Origin of the sequence: Hwanghaeella grinnelliae, assembly GCF_004005845.1 — a bacterium.
GTDB classification, from domain to species: domain Bacteria; phylum Pseudomonadota; class Alphaproteobacteria; order UBA8366; family Aestuariispiraceae; genus Hwanghaeella; species Hwanghaeella grinnelliae.
Genome location: NZ_SADE01000004.1, coordinates 471,697 through 488,183 on the forward strand (window position 1 = coordinate 471,697; position 16,487 = coordinate 488,183).

15 protein-coding genes are annotated in these 16,487 nt (G+C 58.0%); 13 read left to right on the forward strand and 2 right to left on the reverse strand.

What is annotated here, in order from left to right:
- Window positions 1-83: 83 nt before the first annotated feature.
- From EOI86_RS22955 to EOI86_RS22990, 8 genes are all read left to right on the forward strand, one after another.
- Window positions 84-1,112, forward strand: coding sequence for a LacI family DNA-binding transcriptional regulator (locus tag EOI86_RS22955; RefSeq protein WP_127768019.1), 1,029 nt, complete (start codon window positions 84-86; stop codon window positions 1,110-1,112).
- 173 nt (window positions 1,113-1,285) lie between these two features.
- On the forward strand, window positions 1,286-2,605 hold the full coding sequence (locus EOI86_RS22960) for an ABC transporter substrate-binding protein (protein WP_127768020.1): 1,320 nt from the start codon (window positions 1,286-1,288) through the stop codon (window positions 2,603-2,605).
- Window positions 2,606-2,730: 125 nt separating this feature from the next.
- Window positions 2,731-3,678 carry a carbohydrate ABC transporter permease gene (locus EOI86_RS22965; RefSeq protein WP_127768021.1) on the forward strand — a complete coding sequence of 316 codons (948 nt, stop codon included), beginning with the start codon at window positions 2,731-2,733 and terminating at the stop codon, window positions 3,676-3,678.
- On the forward strand, window positions 3,675-4,616 hold the full coding sequence (locus EOI86_RS22970) for a carbohydrate ABC transporter permease (RefSeq protein ID WP_127768022.1): 942 nt from the start codon (window positions 3,675-3,677) through the stop codon (window positions 4,614-4,616). Before EOI86_RS22965 ends, EOI86_RS22970 begins: the two co-directional genes overlap by 4 nt.
- Window positions 4,613-4,801, forward strand: a complete 189-nt coding sequence (locus tag EOI86_RS22975; protein WP_127768023.1) for a hypothetical protein — start codon at window positions 4,613-4,615, stop codon at window positions 4,799-4,801. The genes EOI86_RS22970 and EOI86_RS22975 overlap by 4 nt, the downstream gene beginning before the upstream one ends.
- A gap of 18 nt (window positions 4,802-4,819) precedes the next feature.
- Window positions 4,820-5,917 carry an ABC transporter ATP-binding protein gene (locus EOI86_RS22980; protein ID WP_127768024.1) on the forward strand — a complete coding sequence of 366 codons (1,098 nt, stop codon included), beginning with the start codon at window positions 4,820-4,822 and terminating at the stop codon, window positions 5,915-5,917.
- Window positions 5,910-6,905 carry an ABC transporter ATP-binding protein gene (locus tag EOI86_RS22985; protein ID WP_127768025.1) on the forward strand — a complete coding sequence of 332 codons (996 nt, stop codon included), beginning with the start codon at window positions 5,910-5,912 and terminating at the stop codon, window positions 6,903-6,905. The genes EOI86_RS22980 and EOI86_RS22985 overlap by 8 nt, the downstream gene beginning before the upstream one ends.
- 9 nt (window positions 6,906-6,914) lie before the next feature.
- Window positions 6,915-8,540: a dihydroxyacetone kinase subunit DhaK gene (locus tag EOI86_RS22990; RefSeq protein ID WP_338033084.1), complete on the forward strand. Its 1,626-nt coding sequence runs from the start codon at window positions 6,915-6,917 to the stop codon at window positions 8,538-8,540.
- Between the two features lie 103 nt (window positions 8,541-8,643).
- Here EOI86_RS22990 and EOI86_RS22995 read toward each other — a convergent pair whose 3' ends face one another.
- Both EOI86_RS22995 and EOI86_RS23000 read right to left on the reverse strand, forming a co-directional pair.
- Window positions 8,644-9,381, reverse strand: a complete 738-nt coding sequence (locus EOI86_RS22995) for an IclR family transcriptional regulator (protein ID WP_205032298.1) — start codon at window positions 9,379-9,381, stop codon at window positions 8,644-8,646.
- Window positions 9,382-9,528: 147 nt separating this feature from the next.
- Window positions 9,529-10,410 carry an NAD(P)-dependent oxidoreductase gene (locus EOI86_RS23000; RefSeq protein ID WP_127768026.1) on the reverse strand — a complete coding sequence of 294 codons (882 nt, stop codon included), beginning with the start codon at window positions 10,408-10,410 and terminating at the stop codon, window positions 9,529-9,531.
- A 419-nt stretch (window positions 10,411-10,829) separates the two neighbouring features.
- Between EOI86_RS23000 and EOI86_RS23005 the strand changes: the two genes are divergently transcribed.
- The 5 genes from EOI86_RS23005 (at window position 10,830) to EOI86_RS23025 (ending at window position 16,470) form a co-directional block, all read left to right on the forward strand.
- Window positions 10,830-11,969, forward strand: coding sequence for an ABC transporter ATP-binding protein (locus EOI86_RS23005; RefSeq protein ID WP_127768027.1), 1,140 nt, complete (start codon window positions 10,830-10,832; stop codon window positions 11,967-11,969).
- Window positions 11,966-13,150 (forward strand): ABC transporter ATP-binding protein, encoded by a 1,185-nt coding sequence (locus tag EOI86_RS23010; protein ID WP_127768028.1) that lies wholly within the window; start codon window positions 11,966-11,968, stop codon window positions 13,148-13,150. The genes EOI86_RS23005 and EOI86_RS23010 overlap by 4 nt, the downstream gene beginning before the upstream one ends.
- A 16-nt stretch (window positions 13,151-13,166) precedes the next feature.
- Window positions 13,167-14,582, forward strand: coding sequence for an extracellular solute-binding protein (locus EOI86_RS23015; protein ID WP_205032299.1), 1,416 nt, complete (start codon window positions 13,167-13,169; stop codon window positions 14,580-14,582).
- A gap of 84 nt (window positions 14,583-14,666) precedes the next feature.
- Entirely contained in the window at window positions 14,667-15,614 is a 948-nt protein-coding gene (locus EOI86_RS23020; RefSeq protein WP_205032300.1) for a carbohydrate ABC transporter permease, read from the forward strand.
- Window positions 15,615-15,630: 16 nt separating this feature from the next.
- The gene (locus EOI86_RS23025; protein WP_127768029.1) at window positions 15,631-16,470 is read left to right on the forward strand and encodes a carbohydrate ABC transporter permease; all 840 of its coding nucleotides are present in this window, start codon (window positions 15,631-15,633) and stop codon (window positions 16,468-16,470) included.
- The last annotated feature ends 17 nt before the right edge of the window (window positions 16,471-16,487 follow it).

Consider the following 16,487-nt stretch of genomic DNA (forward strand, 5'->3'; position numbering starts at 1 on the left):
TACTTCCCGGCATGGAAAATACCCCTCATAAATGATTGACGTACCTCAAAAAAATTGGGCATTTATCCCCAAAGAGGGTCAATATGCCAAAACCAACCGTTCACGATATCGCCCAAGAGGCCGGCGTCAGTCTTGCGACTGTCGACCGGGTCTTGAACGAGCGGCCGGGTGTGCGCGACCGGACAATCCAGCGTGTCCGCGCGGCGATCGACAAGCTGGGCTATGTCCGTGACACCTATGCGGCGAATTTGGCGCGACAGAAGGCTTACACATTCGTATTCGTCCTGCCGGAAGGCCCGAGCAGCTTCATAGATGTCGTGCGGGAAGCGATTGAAGAGGCCAGCACGTCCCAAATGGCTGAGCGTGTGACCATCCGCGTCCTGTCGGTGCCACAGAACGATCCCCACGGTGTCGTGCGGCGCCTATTGACGCTAAACCCCGGAAAAATCGACGGGGTCGCGATCATGGCGCCGGAAACACCACAGGTGCGTGACGCTGTGCGGCGTTTGAAGAATGCCGGTTTGGCCGTGGCGACTTTGTTTTCCGACTTGCCCGTCCCGGTCAGGGACCATTACGTCGGGATCAATAGTTATTCGGCAGGTCGGACCGCTGCTTTGTTGATGGGCCGGTTTCTGCGCGGCGTCCATGGCTCGGTCATGGTCGTGACCGGGTCGTTGCAGGCGCGGGACAGCATCGAGCGCCGCCATGGATTCGATGAGGTCATGCAACGTGATTTTCCCGACCTGACCGTTTTGCCGACACTTGAATTCCATGACGATATAAGTCGTGTCGACCGGCTTGTCGGGACTGTCGCCAGCCAAACACGGGACCTCGCCGGTGTTTACTCCATGGGGGCCGGGAACCAAGCGCTCTTGGCGGCGTTGCGCAAGACCGATCGGTTGAACGAGATGACGGTGATCGCGCATGAATTGACGGCGGTGACCAGGGAAGGCCTGCTTGCCGGGGAGGTCGATGCGGTCATTGCCCAGAATGTCGGGCACCTTGTTAGAAGTGCGGTCCGGGTTCTGCGCGCCAAATGCGATTCCGTGGATATCTTCGCAGCTCAGGAAAAAATTCGCATCGATATCGTCACGCGGGAAAACCTTCCTTAGCAAACCCTGCTCTGCGCCGGCTTTTCACGAATGTGATTGACGTACCAAGGTATGCGGGATTTAATTGAGGTACGCACCTCAGAAATCATCACTGGATTGTCTGTTGGCGGAAATAAAAAGAATTCAGCCGTCCTGAAGACGGCGTTGAACCAATAACGTTGAGGGAACGTCTGATGAAGACCAAACAAATTTTGGCGGCGTCGGCTATTGCCGCCATGTCTGTGGCCGCGTCGAATGCGGCGCAGGCTGATGAGTTGACGTTGTGCTGGGCCGCGTGGGACCCGGCAAACGCCTTGGTCGAATTGTCCAAGGAATTCGAAGCCCAATCGGGGCACACGATGAAATTCGAATTTGTGCCGTGGCCCAATTTCGCCGACAGAATGCTGAACGAGTTGAATTCCGGCGGCAAACTCTGCGACCTGCTGATCGGGGACAGTCAATGGATCGGCGGCGGTGCCGAGAACGGGCATTACGTCAAACTGAACGATTTCTTCGACAAGGAAGGGATCAGCATGGACGACTTCGCCCCGGCGACCGTTTATGCCTATTCGACATGGCCGAAGGGCAGTCCCAATTATTACGCCTTGCCGGCGATGGGCGACGCGAACGGTTGGTTCTATCGCAAGGACTGGTTCGAGAAGCCGGAAATTCAAGCCGCTTATAAGGAGGCGACGGGGCAGGATCTGCGCGAGCCGCAGACCCAGAAGGAATTGCTGCAGATCGCGCAGTTCTTCCAGGAGCGTGAAATCGACGGTCAGAAGCGTTATGGCGCCGCGATCTTCACGGAGCGCGGTTCCGAAGGGATCACGATGGGCGCCACGGGTGCAATGTATGCCTGGGGTTTCAAATACGAGAACACGCCCGGCAAATACGACATGGAAGGCGCGGTGAACTCGCCGGAAGCGGTTGAAGGGTTGGAGTTCTATAAGGAACTCTACAAAACCGCCACGCCCCCGGGATATACAGACAGCTATATGGAACAGTCGCTGGATGCGTTTAAATCCGGTCAGGTCGCGATGGCGATGAACTGGTTCGCTTTCTTCCCGGGCCTGTATGCGGACCCGGATACAGGGGGTGACAAGATCGGCTTCTTCGTGAATCCAGGGCAGAACATTGAGGCATCCACCCTCGGTGGGCAGGGGATTTCCGTCGTCGCCTATTCCGACAAGCAGGATGCGGCGCTGGAATATATCAAGTGGTTCGCTCAGCCGGACGTTCAGGCGAAGTGGTGGTCCCTTGGCGGTTATTCCTGCCATAACTCGGTGCTGAATGATCCGGGATTCAAGGATAGCCAGCCTTTCGCCGCTGACTTCCTTCAAGCCATGGGCAGCGTGCAGGACTTTTGGCAGGAACCCGCTTACGCGGAGCTGCTGCTAGCGATGCAGAAGCGCCTTCATGATTATGTCGTCGCCGATGTCGGGACGGCCCAGGAAGCCCTCGATAAGCTTATCGAAGATTGGACCGAGACCTTCGAGGACGAAGGTAAGCTTTAGACTGTTGTGATACCGTCTTCGCCCCACGGCTCGTCCTGGGGCGGAGACGCTTCATCTCGTCCGGGCCACGATACCGGCCACTGAAGACGAGAGCCGAACCAGTTTCTTTCCGGGAGGATTGTCCGATGCCGGGCACCATAGCCGACCGCGTCGCGCAAGCCACGCCACCGCATCTGGCGGGCCGCATCAAAGGATTTTCTGATCGCACGATCGCGTGGATCTTCGTCGCGCCGACGATCTTTTTGCTTCTTGCGGTCAACATCTTTCCGCTGATTTGGACGATCAATCTCAGCTTTACCAATTTTCGCGCCAACCGCCCTAACAGAGAGGTCGACTATATCGGTCTCAGAAACTACGAGCGGATTCTGACCGACAGCGACATCTGGCTTACCATGCAGGCGACGGCGCATTTCCTGTTCTGGACGCTGTTCTTCCAGGTCGTCATCGGCTTCACGCTGGCCTGGCTGATCAACAGAAAGTTCAAGGGAAACGACCTTTGGACGACGATCATCGTGCTGCCGATGATGTTGTCGCCGGCCGTTGTCGGGAATTTCTGGACCTTCCTGTATCAACCGCAAATCGGTCTGTTCAATTATCTGGTCGCCTTTCTCACGGGCGTCGATCCGTCGTCCTTCCAGATGATTGGGGATGTGGTGCTCGCGCCCTGGGCAATCGTGATCGTGGATACCTGGATGTGGACCCCCTTCGTCATGCTGATATGCCTGGCCGGGCTGCGGTCGATACCGGACTACATTTACGAAGCGGCGGAAATCGACCGCGCCAGCAAGTGGCGCCAATTCTGGACGATCACCGTGCCGATGGTACTGCCCTTCCTGATGCTCGCGGTTCTGTTCCGCGGGATCGAAAACTTCAAGATGTTCGACCTTGTCGTTCAATTGACCGGTGGCGGGCCGGGTTCGGTCACGGAGCTTACCTCTATCAATCTGAAGCGTGAAGCATTCGAGAAATGGCGCACGGGCTATGCGTCGGCCTACGCCATCATCCTGTTTGTCACCGTGTTCGGCCTGGCGTCGATCTATGTCAAAGCGCTCAACAAGGTGAAGGAACGATGAGCAGTTTTTCGATTACCGAACCTTCATCCCGTCAGAAATGGGCTGCCGGAACGCTGGTTATCCTGTATGCGGTGATCACTTTGCTGCCGTTGTTCTGGATACTGGCAACCGGCTTCAAGACGCCGGCCGACGCGATTTCCTATCCGCCGAAGATCCTGTTCGAACCGTCGCTGGAAGGGTATGTGAACCTGTTCACCACGCGGACACGGGTGACACCTGAACAGTTGGAAGCGCTGCCGCCGCCCGAAACCTGGTATGAGGCGATCGTTCGGAACCGCGACATGGTCATTGCCGGACCGTCCCGGTACGGCGAAAGGTTCCTGAACTCCCTGATCATCGGGTTCGGATCGACATTTCTGTCGATCTTCCTCGGGACGCTCGCGGCCTATGCATTTTCCCGCTTCCGGGTGCCGCTGAAGGATGACCTTCTGTTCTTCATCCTCTCGACGCGGATGATGCCGCCCATCGCGGTCGCTATCCCAATCTTCCTGATGTTCAGGACGCTGGGCCTCAGCGATACGCATCTGGGGATGATCCTGCTGTATACGGCGGTGAATATCTCGCTGGCGGTTTGGCTGTTGAAGGGCTTTATCGACGAAATACCGCGGGAGTATGAAGAAGCCGCCTTGATCGACGGCTACACGCGGTTTCAGGCGTTCTATAAGGTCGTGTTGCCCCAGGCGGCGACGGGCATAGCGTCAACAGCGATCTTCTGTCTGATCTTTGCCTGGAACGAATACGCCTTCGCCGTTCTGCTCACGTCAGGCACCGCCCAGACGGCGCCCCCCTTCATCCCAACCATCATCGGTGTTGGCGGCCAGGACTGGCCCGCCGTTGCCGCCGGCGCGACGCTTTTCCTCGTCCCCGTCATGGTCTTCACAATTCTGCTGCGCAAACATTTGCTGCGCGGCATCACGTTCGGAGCTGTTCGGAAATGAGCAAATTCATCAATGGCCTGCTCAACCTTCGGCGGGGTCCGTGGGAAATGGTAGCCTCTATGCTGATTGCGATCGGCGTCGTAATGCTGATGCAGCCGTTCCAGATGTGGGCCTTCACCTATTCTTTCGTCGTCACGCTGGCGGGAACGGTCATGTTCCTCGTCGTCAGCCATTTTCCCGATTGACCCGGAGAGCACACGGCGATGGCTGAAATCGTAATCAAAAATCTTCGCAAGGAATTCGGCGACTTCGTCGCGGTTCAATCCTCATCCTTCACGATTGAGGACGGCGAGTTCTTCATGCTGCTCGGCCCGTCCGGATGCGGGAAGACGACGACCCTCCGCATGATCGCGGGCCTCGAACTGCCAAGTTCCGGAGACATCTATATCGATGGGGAAGAGGTCGGCCAAAAGCCGGCAAGTCAGCGGGATATTGCCTTTGTCTTTCAGATGTTCGCGCTCTACCCGCATATGAATGTGCGCAAGAATATCAGCTATCCGCTGGTCAGCCAGGGCATGTCGCGCGCAGCGGTGCGGGAAAAAGTGGCCGAGGTTTCGCGCATCCTGGGTATTGAGGATATCTTGGATCGTCCCGTGGGCGGTCTTTCCGGCGGTGACCGTCAAAGGGTCGCCTTGGGGCGCGCAATCGTGCGCAACCCTAAAGCTTTCATGATGGATGAGCCGCTGGGCGCTCTCGACGCAGAGTTCCGCGAACATATGGCGGAGGAATTGCGCGCCCTGCATGACCGGATGAACGCCACCACGGTTTATGTCACGCATGATCAGCTTGAAGCGATGCAGATGGGCGACAAGATCGTCGTGATGAACCATGGCGTCATCGAGCAGTTCGGGACACCGCAGGACATTTACGACAAACCGGCCACGATGTTCGTGGCGGATTTCATCGGATCGCCGCCGATGAACTTCTTGAAATTTTCCGGAACCGTGGATGCCGGGGCGAGCGCAGTCCGCTTGGAACATGTGGATCTGCCGGTGCCGGAAGTGAGGGAGGCGTTCGACGGCGACATGGCCTATGGGGTTCGGCCTGAACATATTCATTTGTCCGATGCCGCCCCGTATCGCGCCACCATCGATGCCGTCGAATATCTCGGGACGACGCAAATCCTCACGCTCGATACGCCCAACGGCAAACTACGGGCGAGGATTTCATCAGAGCAACCCGCCCGGGCGGGCGAAAGCGTTGGGCTGACCTTCAATGGAAACACGGTGACCTTGTTCGACCGTCAGAGCGGACGGGCCCTGCGGTCCGAGTTGAACGCGGGGGTATTGTCCCATGGCTGACGTGGTTTTGAATAATCTGTCCAAGGCTTTCGGCGAGACAACGGCTGTCGAAAACCTGTCCATGACCGTACCGGATGGATCTTTCGTGGTTCTGCTGGGGCCGACCGGGGCCGGGAAAACCACAACGCTGCGCTTGATTTCGGGACTGGAACAGGCGGATGCCGGCACGGTGGAGATTAATGGGCGTGCGGTTAACAACGATACGCCGGCGCAGCGCAATGTCGCGATGGTTTTTCAGCAATACTCACTATACCCGCATATGACGGTGCGCGAGAATTTGGCCTTCCCACTACGGTCGCCGATCCTCAAGACGCCTGAAGATGAGATCACCCGGAAGGTTCAGGACGTGGCCGATGTCCTCCACATCGCGCACAAGCTGGACAATCGTGCGACGGCCCTTTCCGGGGGTGAGATGCAGCGGGTGTCGATCGGCCGCGCATTGGTGCGCGAGCCTTCGATCTTTTTGATGGACGAACCCTTGAGTTCGCTGGACGCCAAATTGCGGGCCGACCTGCGGATTGAGTTGAAACGCATTCATGCCAGTTTGGGCGCCACATTGCTGTATGTCACCCACGACCAGATAGAGGCAATGACCATGGCCACCCATGTGGGAGTGTTGGACCAAGGACGTCTGGTGCAGTTCGGCTCGCCGCGGGAAATCTATGAGAACCCGGTCAGCCTGTATGTCGCCGGGCGGCTCGGCATGCCGCGGATCAACGCTTTGCCCGCCGATCTGTTTCCAGGGGCGCCGACCGGTGCGAAGACAATCGGATTGCGTCCCGAACACATAGACCAAGAAGGCGGCAAGGCATGCAAAGTTGTTCGCGTCGAACATCTCGGCGACCAGACCCGCCTGCACCTGACGCTTGAAGGCCATGACATCGTGACATTGACCGATGTCCATACGGACCTTGGCACGGGTGATGAAATCGCGATCCAACCCCGTAACCCGCTCTATTTTGATGCCGGCGGCGACCGCATAGTCTGAGGAGTGCGCATGATGAAGCAGTTTATCAATTCGAAGGAGACCTTGGTCACCGAAGCGATTGACGGCAGCCTTAGGATGGCAGGCGGCCGTCTGGCGCGTCTTGATGGATATCCTCACATCAAGGTCGTTGTGCGCACCGACTGGGACCGATCGAAAGTCGCGCTGGTATCGGGCGGCGGGTCGGGGCACGAACCGAGCCATGCGGGTTTCGTCGGACAGGGGATGCTGACGGCCGCTGTTTGCGGTGAGGTCTTCGCCTCGCCTTCCGTCGATGCCGTCCTTGCGGGAATTCTCGCCGTGACGGGAAAGGCGGGATGCCTTCTGATCGTCAAGAACTATACCGGCGACCGGCTGAATTTCGGACTGGCCGCCGAACGGGCGCGCGCCTTCGGTCTGAAGGTCAATATGGTTATCGTGGATGATGACGTAGCGCTTCCAGACCTGCCGCAGGCGCGCGGTGTCGCCGGCACGCTGTTCGTCCACAAGATCGCCGGTGCGCTGGCGGATCAGGGGGCCGACTTAGATACAGTGACGCAAGCGGCAATCGAGGTCATCGAAGGGGTCGTATCGATTGGTATGTCCCTCGATACCTGCACCATTCCGGGATCGCCTAAAGAAGAAAGGATCGCCGGGGGCAAAGCAGAGCTGGGCTTGGGGATCCACGGGGAACCCGGCATAGAACAAGTCGGTTTTTCCGGGGCAAAGGATGCAGTGGAAATGGTGGTGGACCGACTAGCACCGAATATCGGGCCGGGCCCCCATGTGGCGCTGCTCAACAATCTCGGCGGCGCGACGCCGTTGGAAATGGCTGTTTTGGCGGAGGAACTTGTCAGGTCCCGTATCGGCGAGCAAATCCGATGGATCGTCGGTCCCGCGCCGATGATGACGTCTTTGGATATGCAGGGGTTTTCCGTATCCCTGTTACCCCTTGGGAAAGTCGCGGAGCGCGGATTGCTTGCGCCGGTCGCGCCATGGGCCTGGCCCGGATGCCTTCCCGTTGGGGATATTGCGGTGGAACCGCTTCCCGATGGGTTGACCCCGATCCTGCCGACGCCGTCGAGCAATCCGCAGGTCAGACAGTTCATTGAGAATTGTTGCGATATCTTGATCGCAGCCGAGGAGGATTTGAACGCATTGGATGCCAAGTCCGGCGATGGGGATACCGGAAGCACCCTGGCGACCGCGGCAAGGGCATTGAAGAGCGCGATGGACCGTTTGCCCCTGGCGGACCTGACCCAGCTCTACCGGGCAATCGGCCTGGAACTCAGTCAGACCATGGGCGGGTCGTCCGGCGTTCTTCTCGCGATCTTTTTCGCAGCGGCCGGCGATGCTTCCGCCAGCGGGAATGACATTACGAGTTCCTTGGTTGCGGGGCTCGACCGGATCCAACAGGTCGGCGGCGCACGGCCCGGCGACCGTACGATGATCGACGCCCTCGCGCCGGCGCTGGAGGCACTCCCCGGCGGCTTGGCAGCGGCGGCAGCCGCGGCCCGGGAAGGGGCCGACGCCACGGCAAAGATCACCAAGGCGCGGGCTGGGCGTGCGAGCTATATTTCCGCGGAGAACCTTGCGGGGCATAACGACCCGGGCGCTGAAGCGGTTGCGCGGCTGCTGGAGAAGCTCGGAACTGGATGATCGAATGGTCCAGCGACGCTGGCCGTTTGGCCGCAAGGAGCATCGATCCTGAACTGGCCGAGGTTGGACCCGCGGCCCTTCTTTCGATCGGTCATGTATTAGCCTAGATCGGATAGCGGCCGCCCAGTTTGTCCGTCAGTTCCCGCACTGCCGACATCATGGGTTCCTTCATCCTTTCGATATCGGTCGGTCCGAACCGTTCCTTCGGCCCCGAGAAGGAAAGCGCCCCGAGAATCCGATCCCGATCCGTAAAGACCGGGGCCGCGAAGCCGGCGCAGAACTTGTCCCGTTCGCCCATGGATGTCGCGAAACAGTCGCGCCGAATTTGGTCCATCTCGTCGCCGGTCGCTTTGTCATCTCCAAAGGCGAGAAGCACTTTGCCGGCGGCGCCGCGCCGCATGGGCAGGCGGTCACCGACCTGCACCCTGTCGAGTGTCGAATGGGTCGAGTCGATCCGGAACAGGCAGATCCGTTCCTCAGCGGTTTGACGGATGTGGAAGGACGGGCTTTCGGTGCCTGAATCGACCAACCGTTGCATCACGGGCATGAACAAGTGCTTCAGCGGATTGGCCCGGTCATAGGCCATGCCCAACTGCATGATGGTGGGCCCCAGTGCGTATTTTGTATCGTCGACTTTGACAACATAACCCGCGTCCTGCAGCGACTGGAGAATACGCAGGATCGTACTCTTGTAGAGATCTGTCGCCCGTGAGATTTCCGACAGGTTGAGCGGCAAGCTGCTGCCTTGCAGGGAAGAGATGATCGAGATCGCGCGATCCACCGCCGCGACGCCCCGCTTCTCGTCGTCGGAACCCGGTCTTGTTTCTTCCTGAATTCTCACGAAGCGGCTCCAATTATTGGCAATTCGAATTGCCGTCCGATGAACGGAACTGGCAGTCTAGACCACAATACTTGCCGGGTTGGAACGGGCCAATCGGCAAACGGAACCTGGTCGGGGGGCGACCACGAAAAGAGTGTCCGGACCGTATCAGGTCTTGTCGACCACACGGACCAGTGCGGGGAAGTAGGCGTCTTGATATCCCGCGGCTTGGGCCTTCTCCATCCGGGATCGCGCGAGTTCCGCGCCCTGGGCGCGAATGCCGGTCATCTCGGCCAAATCGATGGCGTAACTAACATCCTTCAGCGCATAATCTGTAGGAAAGGCGCCGGTCGGGAATGTATCGGGCAGCATCGCTTTCATCCCGTGGTTCCGCAGCGCAAAGCTATCGGCCGATCCCTTCGACAATGTATTGAACAGAAGTTCTCCATCGACCCCGGCGGCTTTGCCAAGTTCCAGGGCCTCGGACAGTGCCACCACCGTTTCGAACAGAACCATGTTGTTGAGGATCTTCACGACCTGACCGCACCCGACCGGCCCGCAATGGGTGATCTCCGTCGCGGCGTGGGCCAGCAGGGGCCGAATCCGGTCAAAGACCTCCGCCGTACCGCCGACCATGATCGACAGCGTTCCGTCTTCTGCGGCCTGCCTCGTTCTGGCGACAGGTGCATCCGCATAGTCGATGTTTTTGCGAGACAACGCTTCGGCTAGTTCGCGCGTAAGGCTGACCGGAGCGGTCGTCATATCGACCAGCAGCAAACCGTCCCGGCCGGTTTCCAGAACACCGCCCGGCCCATTGACGACGGCTTCCAACTGTTTTCCTCCGGGGAGGGACAGAAAGAGGATATCGACCTTACCCGCTAGGTCAGAGAGAGCCTTGGCTTTAATCGCACCCAGCTCGACCAACCGTTCGACCGGTTCGGGTTTCAGGTCGAAGACATGCACTGTCTCCCCCGACTTGGTTAGAATGTTGCGGCATATAGGTTCGCCCATAACACCCAATCCAGCAAAGCCAATTACGGGCTGTGTCATCAACCGTCTCCATCGCGATTTTGTATTGTTGGAATTCGTTTCCTCGAATTTTAAAAATAGACCAAAAGGTCTGTCTGGCACAACAGTTTGCCCTGTCCGCTGCATGTGGACCTTGCTGGATCAACGCAGGTGGGTGGCATTGCGGATGGGCTCCTAGTTTTGACTGCAAATCAGTAGTATTTACGACTATTTCCTTGACAAGAATTTTCCTTCCAGGTGATCCTCGGTTGTTGCAGTGCAAAAAATCGATCTGGTTTGGAGGGGGTTGCCATGAAAGCGTCAGGTTATCGAAAGATCAGTGAAACGCGGTATTCCTTGGATCTGTGGGGCTGAGATGCCTTTGCTTCCCTGTATCCCGCCAAAGCGTTGGATAACCGTCTTGACCGCGACAGGTTTGTTGCAAAGCAAAAGTAGGTTCCATGGCGACTGTTGATTTCAATCGAATCTGGAAGCGTTACGGTGATGTCGAAGCGGTAAAGGACGTCAGTCTGAACTGCCCGCAAGGTGAAATGCTCGCCCTGTTGGGGCCATCCGGTTGCGGCAAAAGTTCAATACTGAAGATGGTGGCGGGTGTCGAAGAGATCAGCGAAGGGGAGATCACCTTCGACGCAAAACCCGTATCCCATTTGCCGCCCGGCGCGCGAAACATTGCCATGGTCTTCGAGGATTATGCGCTTTATCCGCATATGACGGCCGCGGAGAATATCGCCTTTCCGCTCAAGGTCCGCGGCGTACCGCGGCGCGAAGCTGCTAAGCGCATCGACGGCTTGATAGACATGCTGTCCTTGGACGATGTGCGGGACCAGCGGGTAAGCGGCCTTTCCGGGGGCGCGCAGCAACGAATCTCTATTGGGCGTGCCCTTGTCCGCGACCCGGAACTGGTTCTATTCGACGAGCCTTTAAGCCATCTCGACGGCGACCAGAAGGTTCAGCTTCGTTCCGAGATCAAGCGCCTCCAGCAGACGGCGAACCTGACCTCTATCCTTGTCACCCATGATCAAAGCGAAGCCATCGCGATGGCCGACCGTGTCGCGGTGATGAACAACGGCGTACTTCAGCAGGTCGGTTCACCACATGACCTGTACGAAACGCCGGCTAACCTGTTTGTTGCCAATTTCATCGGTGAACCGCCGATGAACCTGTATGAGGTGACCGTTCATCAAACGGGTAACCGGATCATTTTGAGGCATGACGGTTTGGCAATCGACTTTGCCGCCGACGTCTTGGGACGTTTCGTGTCCGGGCTGGGCAGCGATGCCGCGACGATCGGCATACGGCCCGAAGATGTTCGGGTCTCGGCTGGACATGGTCAGACGTACGCTACGGACGGCGATGCCGCGGCAACGATCCCGGCGCGTGTCGACTATATAGAACCGCGCGGCGACAGCGATGTACTGACACTCAAGACGGATTCCGGGGCGATTGTCGTAGCGGAAGTCGACGGCCCATCGGAATACGTGATCGGCAGTCCCACTGAGATATCGGTTTCCGTCGGCAAGGTGCATTTCTTTTCGACTGAAACCGGTAATGCGCTGGGTCGCAGGGGAGGGGACGCGTGACCGATCATAACGGTCTGATCCTTAACGAGCTTTCCAAAACGTTTGGCGACAACCAAGCGCTGAACGGTATCGACCTGGACGTTGCGCCGGGCGAGGTCGTTGCGGTTACGGGGCCATCGGGGGCCGGTAAATCGACCCTGTGCAAATGTATCGCGGGCCTGGAACGGCCTGATAGCGGCAGCGTCTTCCTGGGCGGCAGGGAGATCGCCGGGGACCTCCCGGGCGGGCGCGGTGTCGCTTTCCTTTTCGAGAGTTATGCCCTGTATCCGCACAAGACGGTTTTCGAAAACGCCGCATCGCCGTTGCGTGTGCCGGGCCGAAGTTCCTCGCTTTCCGGCGCGGAACTGGCCGACCGGATCGGGCGTGAACTGGACAAACTGGCGATCGGTCATTTGGCGGACCGTCTTCCGTCGGAACTGTCCGGGGGCCAGAAGCAGCGGGCTGCCTTGGCCCGTGCCCTGGTTCAGGATAACGCGGCGATCACCATGCTCGACGAGCCGATATCGCATTTGGACGCTAAATTGCGGCATCGGCTGCGTGGGGAAATCAAACGCGAATTGATGGCGCGGGATGCGCCGGCGATTTGGGTGACGCCCGATGGGTTGGAGGCGCTCTCCGTCGGTGACCGGGTCGCGGTATTGATCGGCGGTAAGATCGCCCAATTCGGGACACCGCGAGAGATTTGGGAAAACCCGGCCAGTGTCGAGGTCGCCCGATTGATTGGCGACCCACCGATGAATTTGCTGTCGGCGCGACTTCAGGATCGCGACGGGACAGTAACGGCTGAACTGGATGACGGCATGCACCTTATTCTGCCACCCGACAGCGTCGAGCGGTTGGTGGCGGCATCGGGCAAGCAGAGCCTTCAGGATGGGGCCGTTACCATCGGGGTCAAACCAAGGGATATCCGGATTATCCGACTGGAAGATGTCGGCGTGATGACATCCGAGGTCGTGTCCCTTGAGCCCTTCGGGAAGCACAGTCTTGTCACTTTGTCGCTTGGGAAGTCTTTCGTCCGCGTGAAAGCCAGAGATGACATGGGTGTTCGGCCTGGGGAACGCGTCGGGCTGAGGTTCACCGGACCGGTGACATTTTTTAAAGCAAAGACGGGAAGCCGCATCGTTACGGGGTGGGAAGAACAAGGAGGCGAAACCGAGCGACGGGCTGTGCCCGCGCTCTAAAAAACGGGAGTGGAGTATGGGTATCGAACAGTTAAGGGGCGCATCGACTGCGATGCGGATAGCCGGACTGGCTATGGCCGTGTCATTGGCCGTAAATGTCACACCGGCAGCGGCATGGACCTACAAGGAAGCAGCTGAGCCGTATAAGGGCGCAACGATTAGAGTTCTCGACGAAATTACGCCGCTTCAGGAAATCCTGAAGACGATCGTTCCGGAATTCACCGCGGAGACGGGCATCAACGTCGAGTATGAGCTGCTCAACCATTTCGAGGTCATCAACAAGGGCCAGGCCGATATGTTGTCCGGCCGGGGCTACTACGATGCGATCATGCTGCACGGTTTCCAAGTTGGTCCTATGCTGTCCGCCGGCGCGTTGATGGCGATCGATGAAATGGTCGCCGATAAAGCCTTGATGAATCCGGACTTCGACGAAGCGGACATGATCAACCCGGCTTACGCCACCACGGCGGTCAGCGGCGGCAAACGCTACGGTTTCATCAACTGGAACTACAATCAGATCTATTGGGCGCGCGGGGACCTTCTGTCCCATCCCGACGAAATGGCCGCGTTCAAGGCGAAATACGGATACGAGCTTAAACCGGCATCGACCTTCAAGGAATTGCGCGATGTCGCCGAATTCTTTACGCGTCCCGCGGGCGCGACCTTGGCGGGCGAGACGCTTGAAAGCGACTTCTATGGAATCGTCATGGAAGGGATCAAGGGCGGTTCAACCTTCCTGTCGCTTTGGGGCAATTTCATGAAGTCCTATGGCGGCGATATCGTCGATGCGTCGGGCAAGCCGGCCTTCGATACGCCGGAAAACATCGCTGCGATCAAAACCTGGGCGGAACTTTGGAAATTCGCACCCCCGGGTATGGCTGAATACTCCTTGATCGATGTACCGACGGTCATGGGTAACGGGATTGCGGCACAGGCCATCGCCTGGTCCGACTTCGTGCTTGGCATCGACAAGGATGGCGTGTCGCCCTATTCGGGAAAATTCGTATATGGCCCCATTCCTCACAAAGAGGGTATGGTCGAAGCGCGCAGCGTGGAAGCCGAGCCGTCGGTGACTGTCATCAGCACTCATACGGAAAACCCCGAAGCGACCTTCCTGTTCCTGCAATGGCTGGCCGAGCGACGTCAGCAGGAAGCGTTGCTGAAAGCCGGCCAGGGTGGAGTTCCCATTCGGGAAAGCAGCTGGGCCCTTCCGGTCATGCAGAACGGCAAGCTGGCCGGTTTGTTCAAGGCGATGGAAAGCTCACTTGAAGTCGCGACAGGCAAGCCGAAGATGCCGGATTTCTATGAACTCTATGACGTCCTGACCGGTATCTCGCAGGAAATCGGTCTCGGCCGTCTTTCCCCGGAAGAAGGGGCAAAGAAGGCCCAAGCTGCGATGCTGGATATCTGTGATCCCTGCCTGCTGAACTAGCAGATAGGACCCTATGCGTGGGGAAGGTTTGCCAAGGCGTGCTTTCCCCACGTCCTACTACCGCGCCAATACCCCGGGGATGACATGACCGACGTGCCGATTGAAGACATGCCAAATCAAGGCGGACCAAGCAAAGCCGTCGTGAAGCGCCAACCCAGTCATGGGGAGCCGGTTTGGTATCCCTACCTTTTAATGGCCCCGGCGATGATCACATTGACCATCGTTGCCCTGCTTCCTTTTCTGTTCGCGGTCTTTATCAGCTTCCATGAAATGAAGTTCGGAAAGTTTGGGGACTTCGCGGGTTTTGGCAATTATGTGGAACTGTTGTCGGACGGTCGGTTCTGGAATGCCTTGGGCGTGGCCGTGCTGTTCGTGGCCATCGCGGTTCCATTGGAGTTCATGCTGGGACTCACGGGTGCTCTGGTCCTCAGCCGGCCGATTTGGGGACGCTCGGTTCTTATCCCGTTTCTCTTTATCCCGACCATGATGGCCCCGATTGTTGTCGGGCTGCTTTGGAAAATTATGCTGGCGGGTTCCTGGGGGCTGTTGTCCTACAATGTAATCGAGCCCCTCGGCCTGGCGGGGGAGACGTCGATCTTCGCTTCGCCCGATTATGCGCTGTTCGCTCTTATCTTCGTCGATATCTGGCAATGGACGCCGTTCATGATGCTGGCCTTCTTCGCAGGTCTTCAGGCGCTTCCTATCAATCCGTTTCGCGCTGCGGCGGTCGATGGCGCCAACCCGATACAACGCTTCTTTTGGCTGACCTTGCCGATGATGACACCCTTGCTCGTGGTGATCGGACTGCTCCGCCTGATCGACGCTTTCAAAGTCTTCGACAGCATCTTCATCCTGACAGGCGGCGGGCCTGGTACGCAAACCGAAATGCCCAGTGTTCTTGCCTATAAGATGACATTCGAGTTCTGGAATATAGGGGAAGCTTCGGCATTGGCGGTCGTGGTTTGGGTCCTGTTTTTTGTCTTCTGCAATGTCTTCTACCAAGTTGCTAAGAAGAAGCTGAACGCGTTCTGACCAAGGAATTGGATTGATGCAAAGAACATTGACGGCGCGCGACGCCTTCAGACGAAAGACGTTATGGACCGCGCTGGTCGTGGCGGCGGCGGCTTTCATCCTGTTCCCGGTGATCTGGATGATCGGCATGATGGTGAAACCGACCGACATCATGTTCGCCCGGCCGACGGAATGGCTCTTCGTGCCGACGCTGGAACATTTCAACTATGTGTTTGAGCAGAAGTTCCATCATTATCTGCTGACCTCGGTGCTGCTGGGGCTGATCTCAACCCTTTTGGTCGTGATTATTGGAACACCGGCGGCTTATTCCTTTGCCCGGTTCGAAATGCGGGGCAAGGACGATCTGTTTCTGTTCGTTCTGGCATCCCGCATGGCGCCGCCGGTCTGCCTGGTTATTCCCTATTACCTGATCTTCGCGCGGATCGATTTGTTGGATACCTTCATCGGCCTGACGCTGGCCTATATGACCTTCAATCTTTCCTTCTATATTTGGGTGTTGCGCAGTTTCTGTCGGGACCTTCCGGCGGAGCTTGAGGACGCCGCGCGTCTTGAAGGATGGTCACGTGTCCAAATTTTCCGCCGTATCGTCCTGCCCCTTCTACGGAATGGTATCGTGGCGACATCCGTCCTGTGTTTCATTTTCGCTTGGAACGAATTTCTGTTCGCCTTCATGCTCGGTGGAAAAGCGGTGAAGACGTTGCCGGTCGCGATACCGACTTTGATTACGACGCAGGGCGTTCGCTGGGGGGAAATGGCGGTTGTCGGGATGGTGGCGCTGGCGCCGGTCCTGATCGCCGTCTTCTTCCTGCAACGTCATATCGTGCGCGGCCTGACGATGGGCGCGGTGAAGGGTTAGGCGGTTTTGCAAATCAT

Bases quoted from the DNA above. Each gene is read 5' to 3' on its own strand.
- EOI86_RS23000 (WP_127768026.1), bottom strand. From the start codon at position 10,410: ATGACACAGCCCGTAATTGGCTTTGCTGGATTGGGTGTTATGGGCGAA.
- EOI86_RS22960 (WP_127768020.1), top strand. From the start codon at position 1,286: ATGAAGACCAAACAAATTTTGGCGGCGTCGGCTATTGCCGCCATGTCT.
- EOI86_RS22980 (WP_127768024.1), top strand. From the start codon at position 4,820: ATGGCTGAAATCGTAATCAAAAATCTTCGCAAGGAATTCGGCGACTTC.
- EOI86_RS23005 (WP_127768027.1), top strand. From the start codon at position 10,830: ATGGCGACTGTTGATTTCAATCGAATCTGGAAGCGTTACGGTGATGTC.
- EOI86_RS23025 (WP_127768029.1), top strand. From the start codon at position 15,631: ATGCAAAGAACATTGACGGCGCGCGACGCCTTCAGACGAAAGACGTTA.
- EOI86_RS22985 (WP_127768025.1), top strand. From the start codon at position 5,910: ATGGCTGACGTGGTTTTGAATAATCTGTCCAAGGCTTTCGGCGAGACA.
- EOI86_RS22975 (WP_127768023.1), top strand. From the start codon at position 4,613: ATGAGCAAATTCATCAATGGCCTGCTCAACCTTCGGCGGGGTCCGTGG.
- EOI86_RS23015 (WP_205032299.1), top strand. From the start codon at position 13,167: ATGGGTATCGAACAGTTAAGGGGCGCATCGACTGCGATGCGGATAGCC.
- EOI86_RS22965 (WP_127768021.1), top strand. From the start codon at position 2,731: ATGCCGGGCACCATAGCCGACCGCGTCGCGCAAGCCACGCCACCGCAT.
- EOI86_RS22990 (WP_338033084.1), top strand. From the start codon at position 6,915: ATGATGAAGCAGTTTATCAATTCGAAGGAGACCTTGGTCACCGAAGCG.
- EOI86_RS23020 (WP_205032300.1), top strand. From the start codon at position 14,667: ATGACCGACGTGCCGATTGAAGACATGCCAAATCAAGGCGGACCAAGC.
- EOI86_RS22955 (WP_127768019.1), top strand. From the start codon at position 84: ATGCCAAAACCAACCGTTCACGATATCGCCCAAGAGGCCGGCGTCAGT.
- EOI86_RS22970 (WP_127768022.1), top strand. From the start codon at position 3,675: ATGAGCAGTTTTTCGATTACCGAACCTTCATCCCGTCAGAAATGGGCT.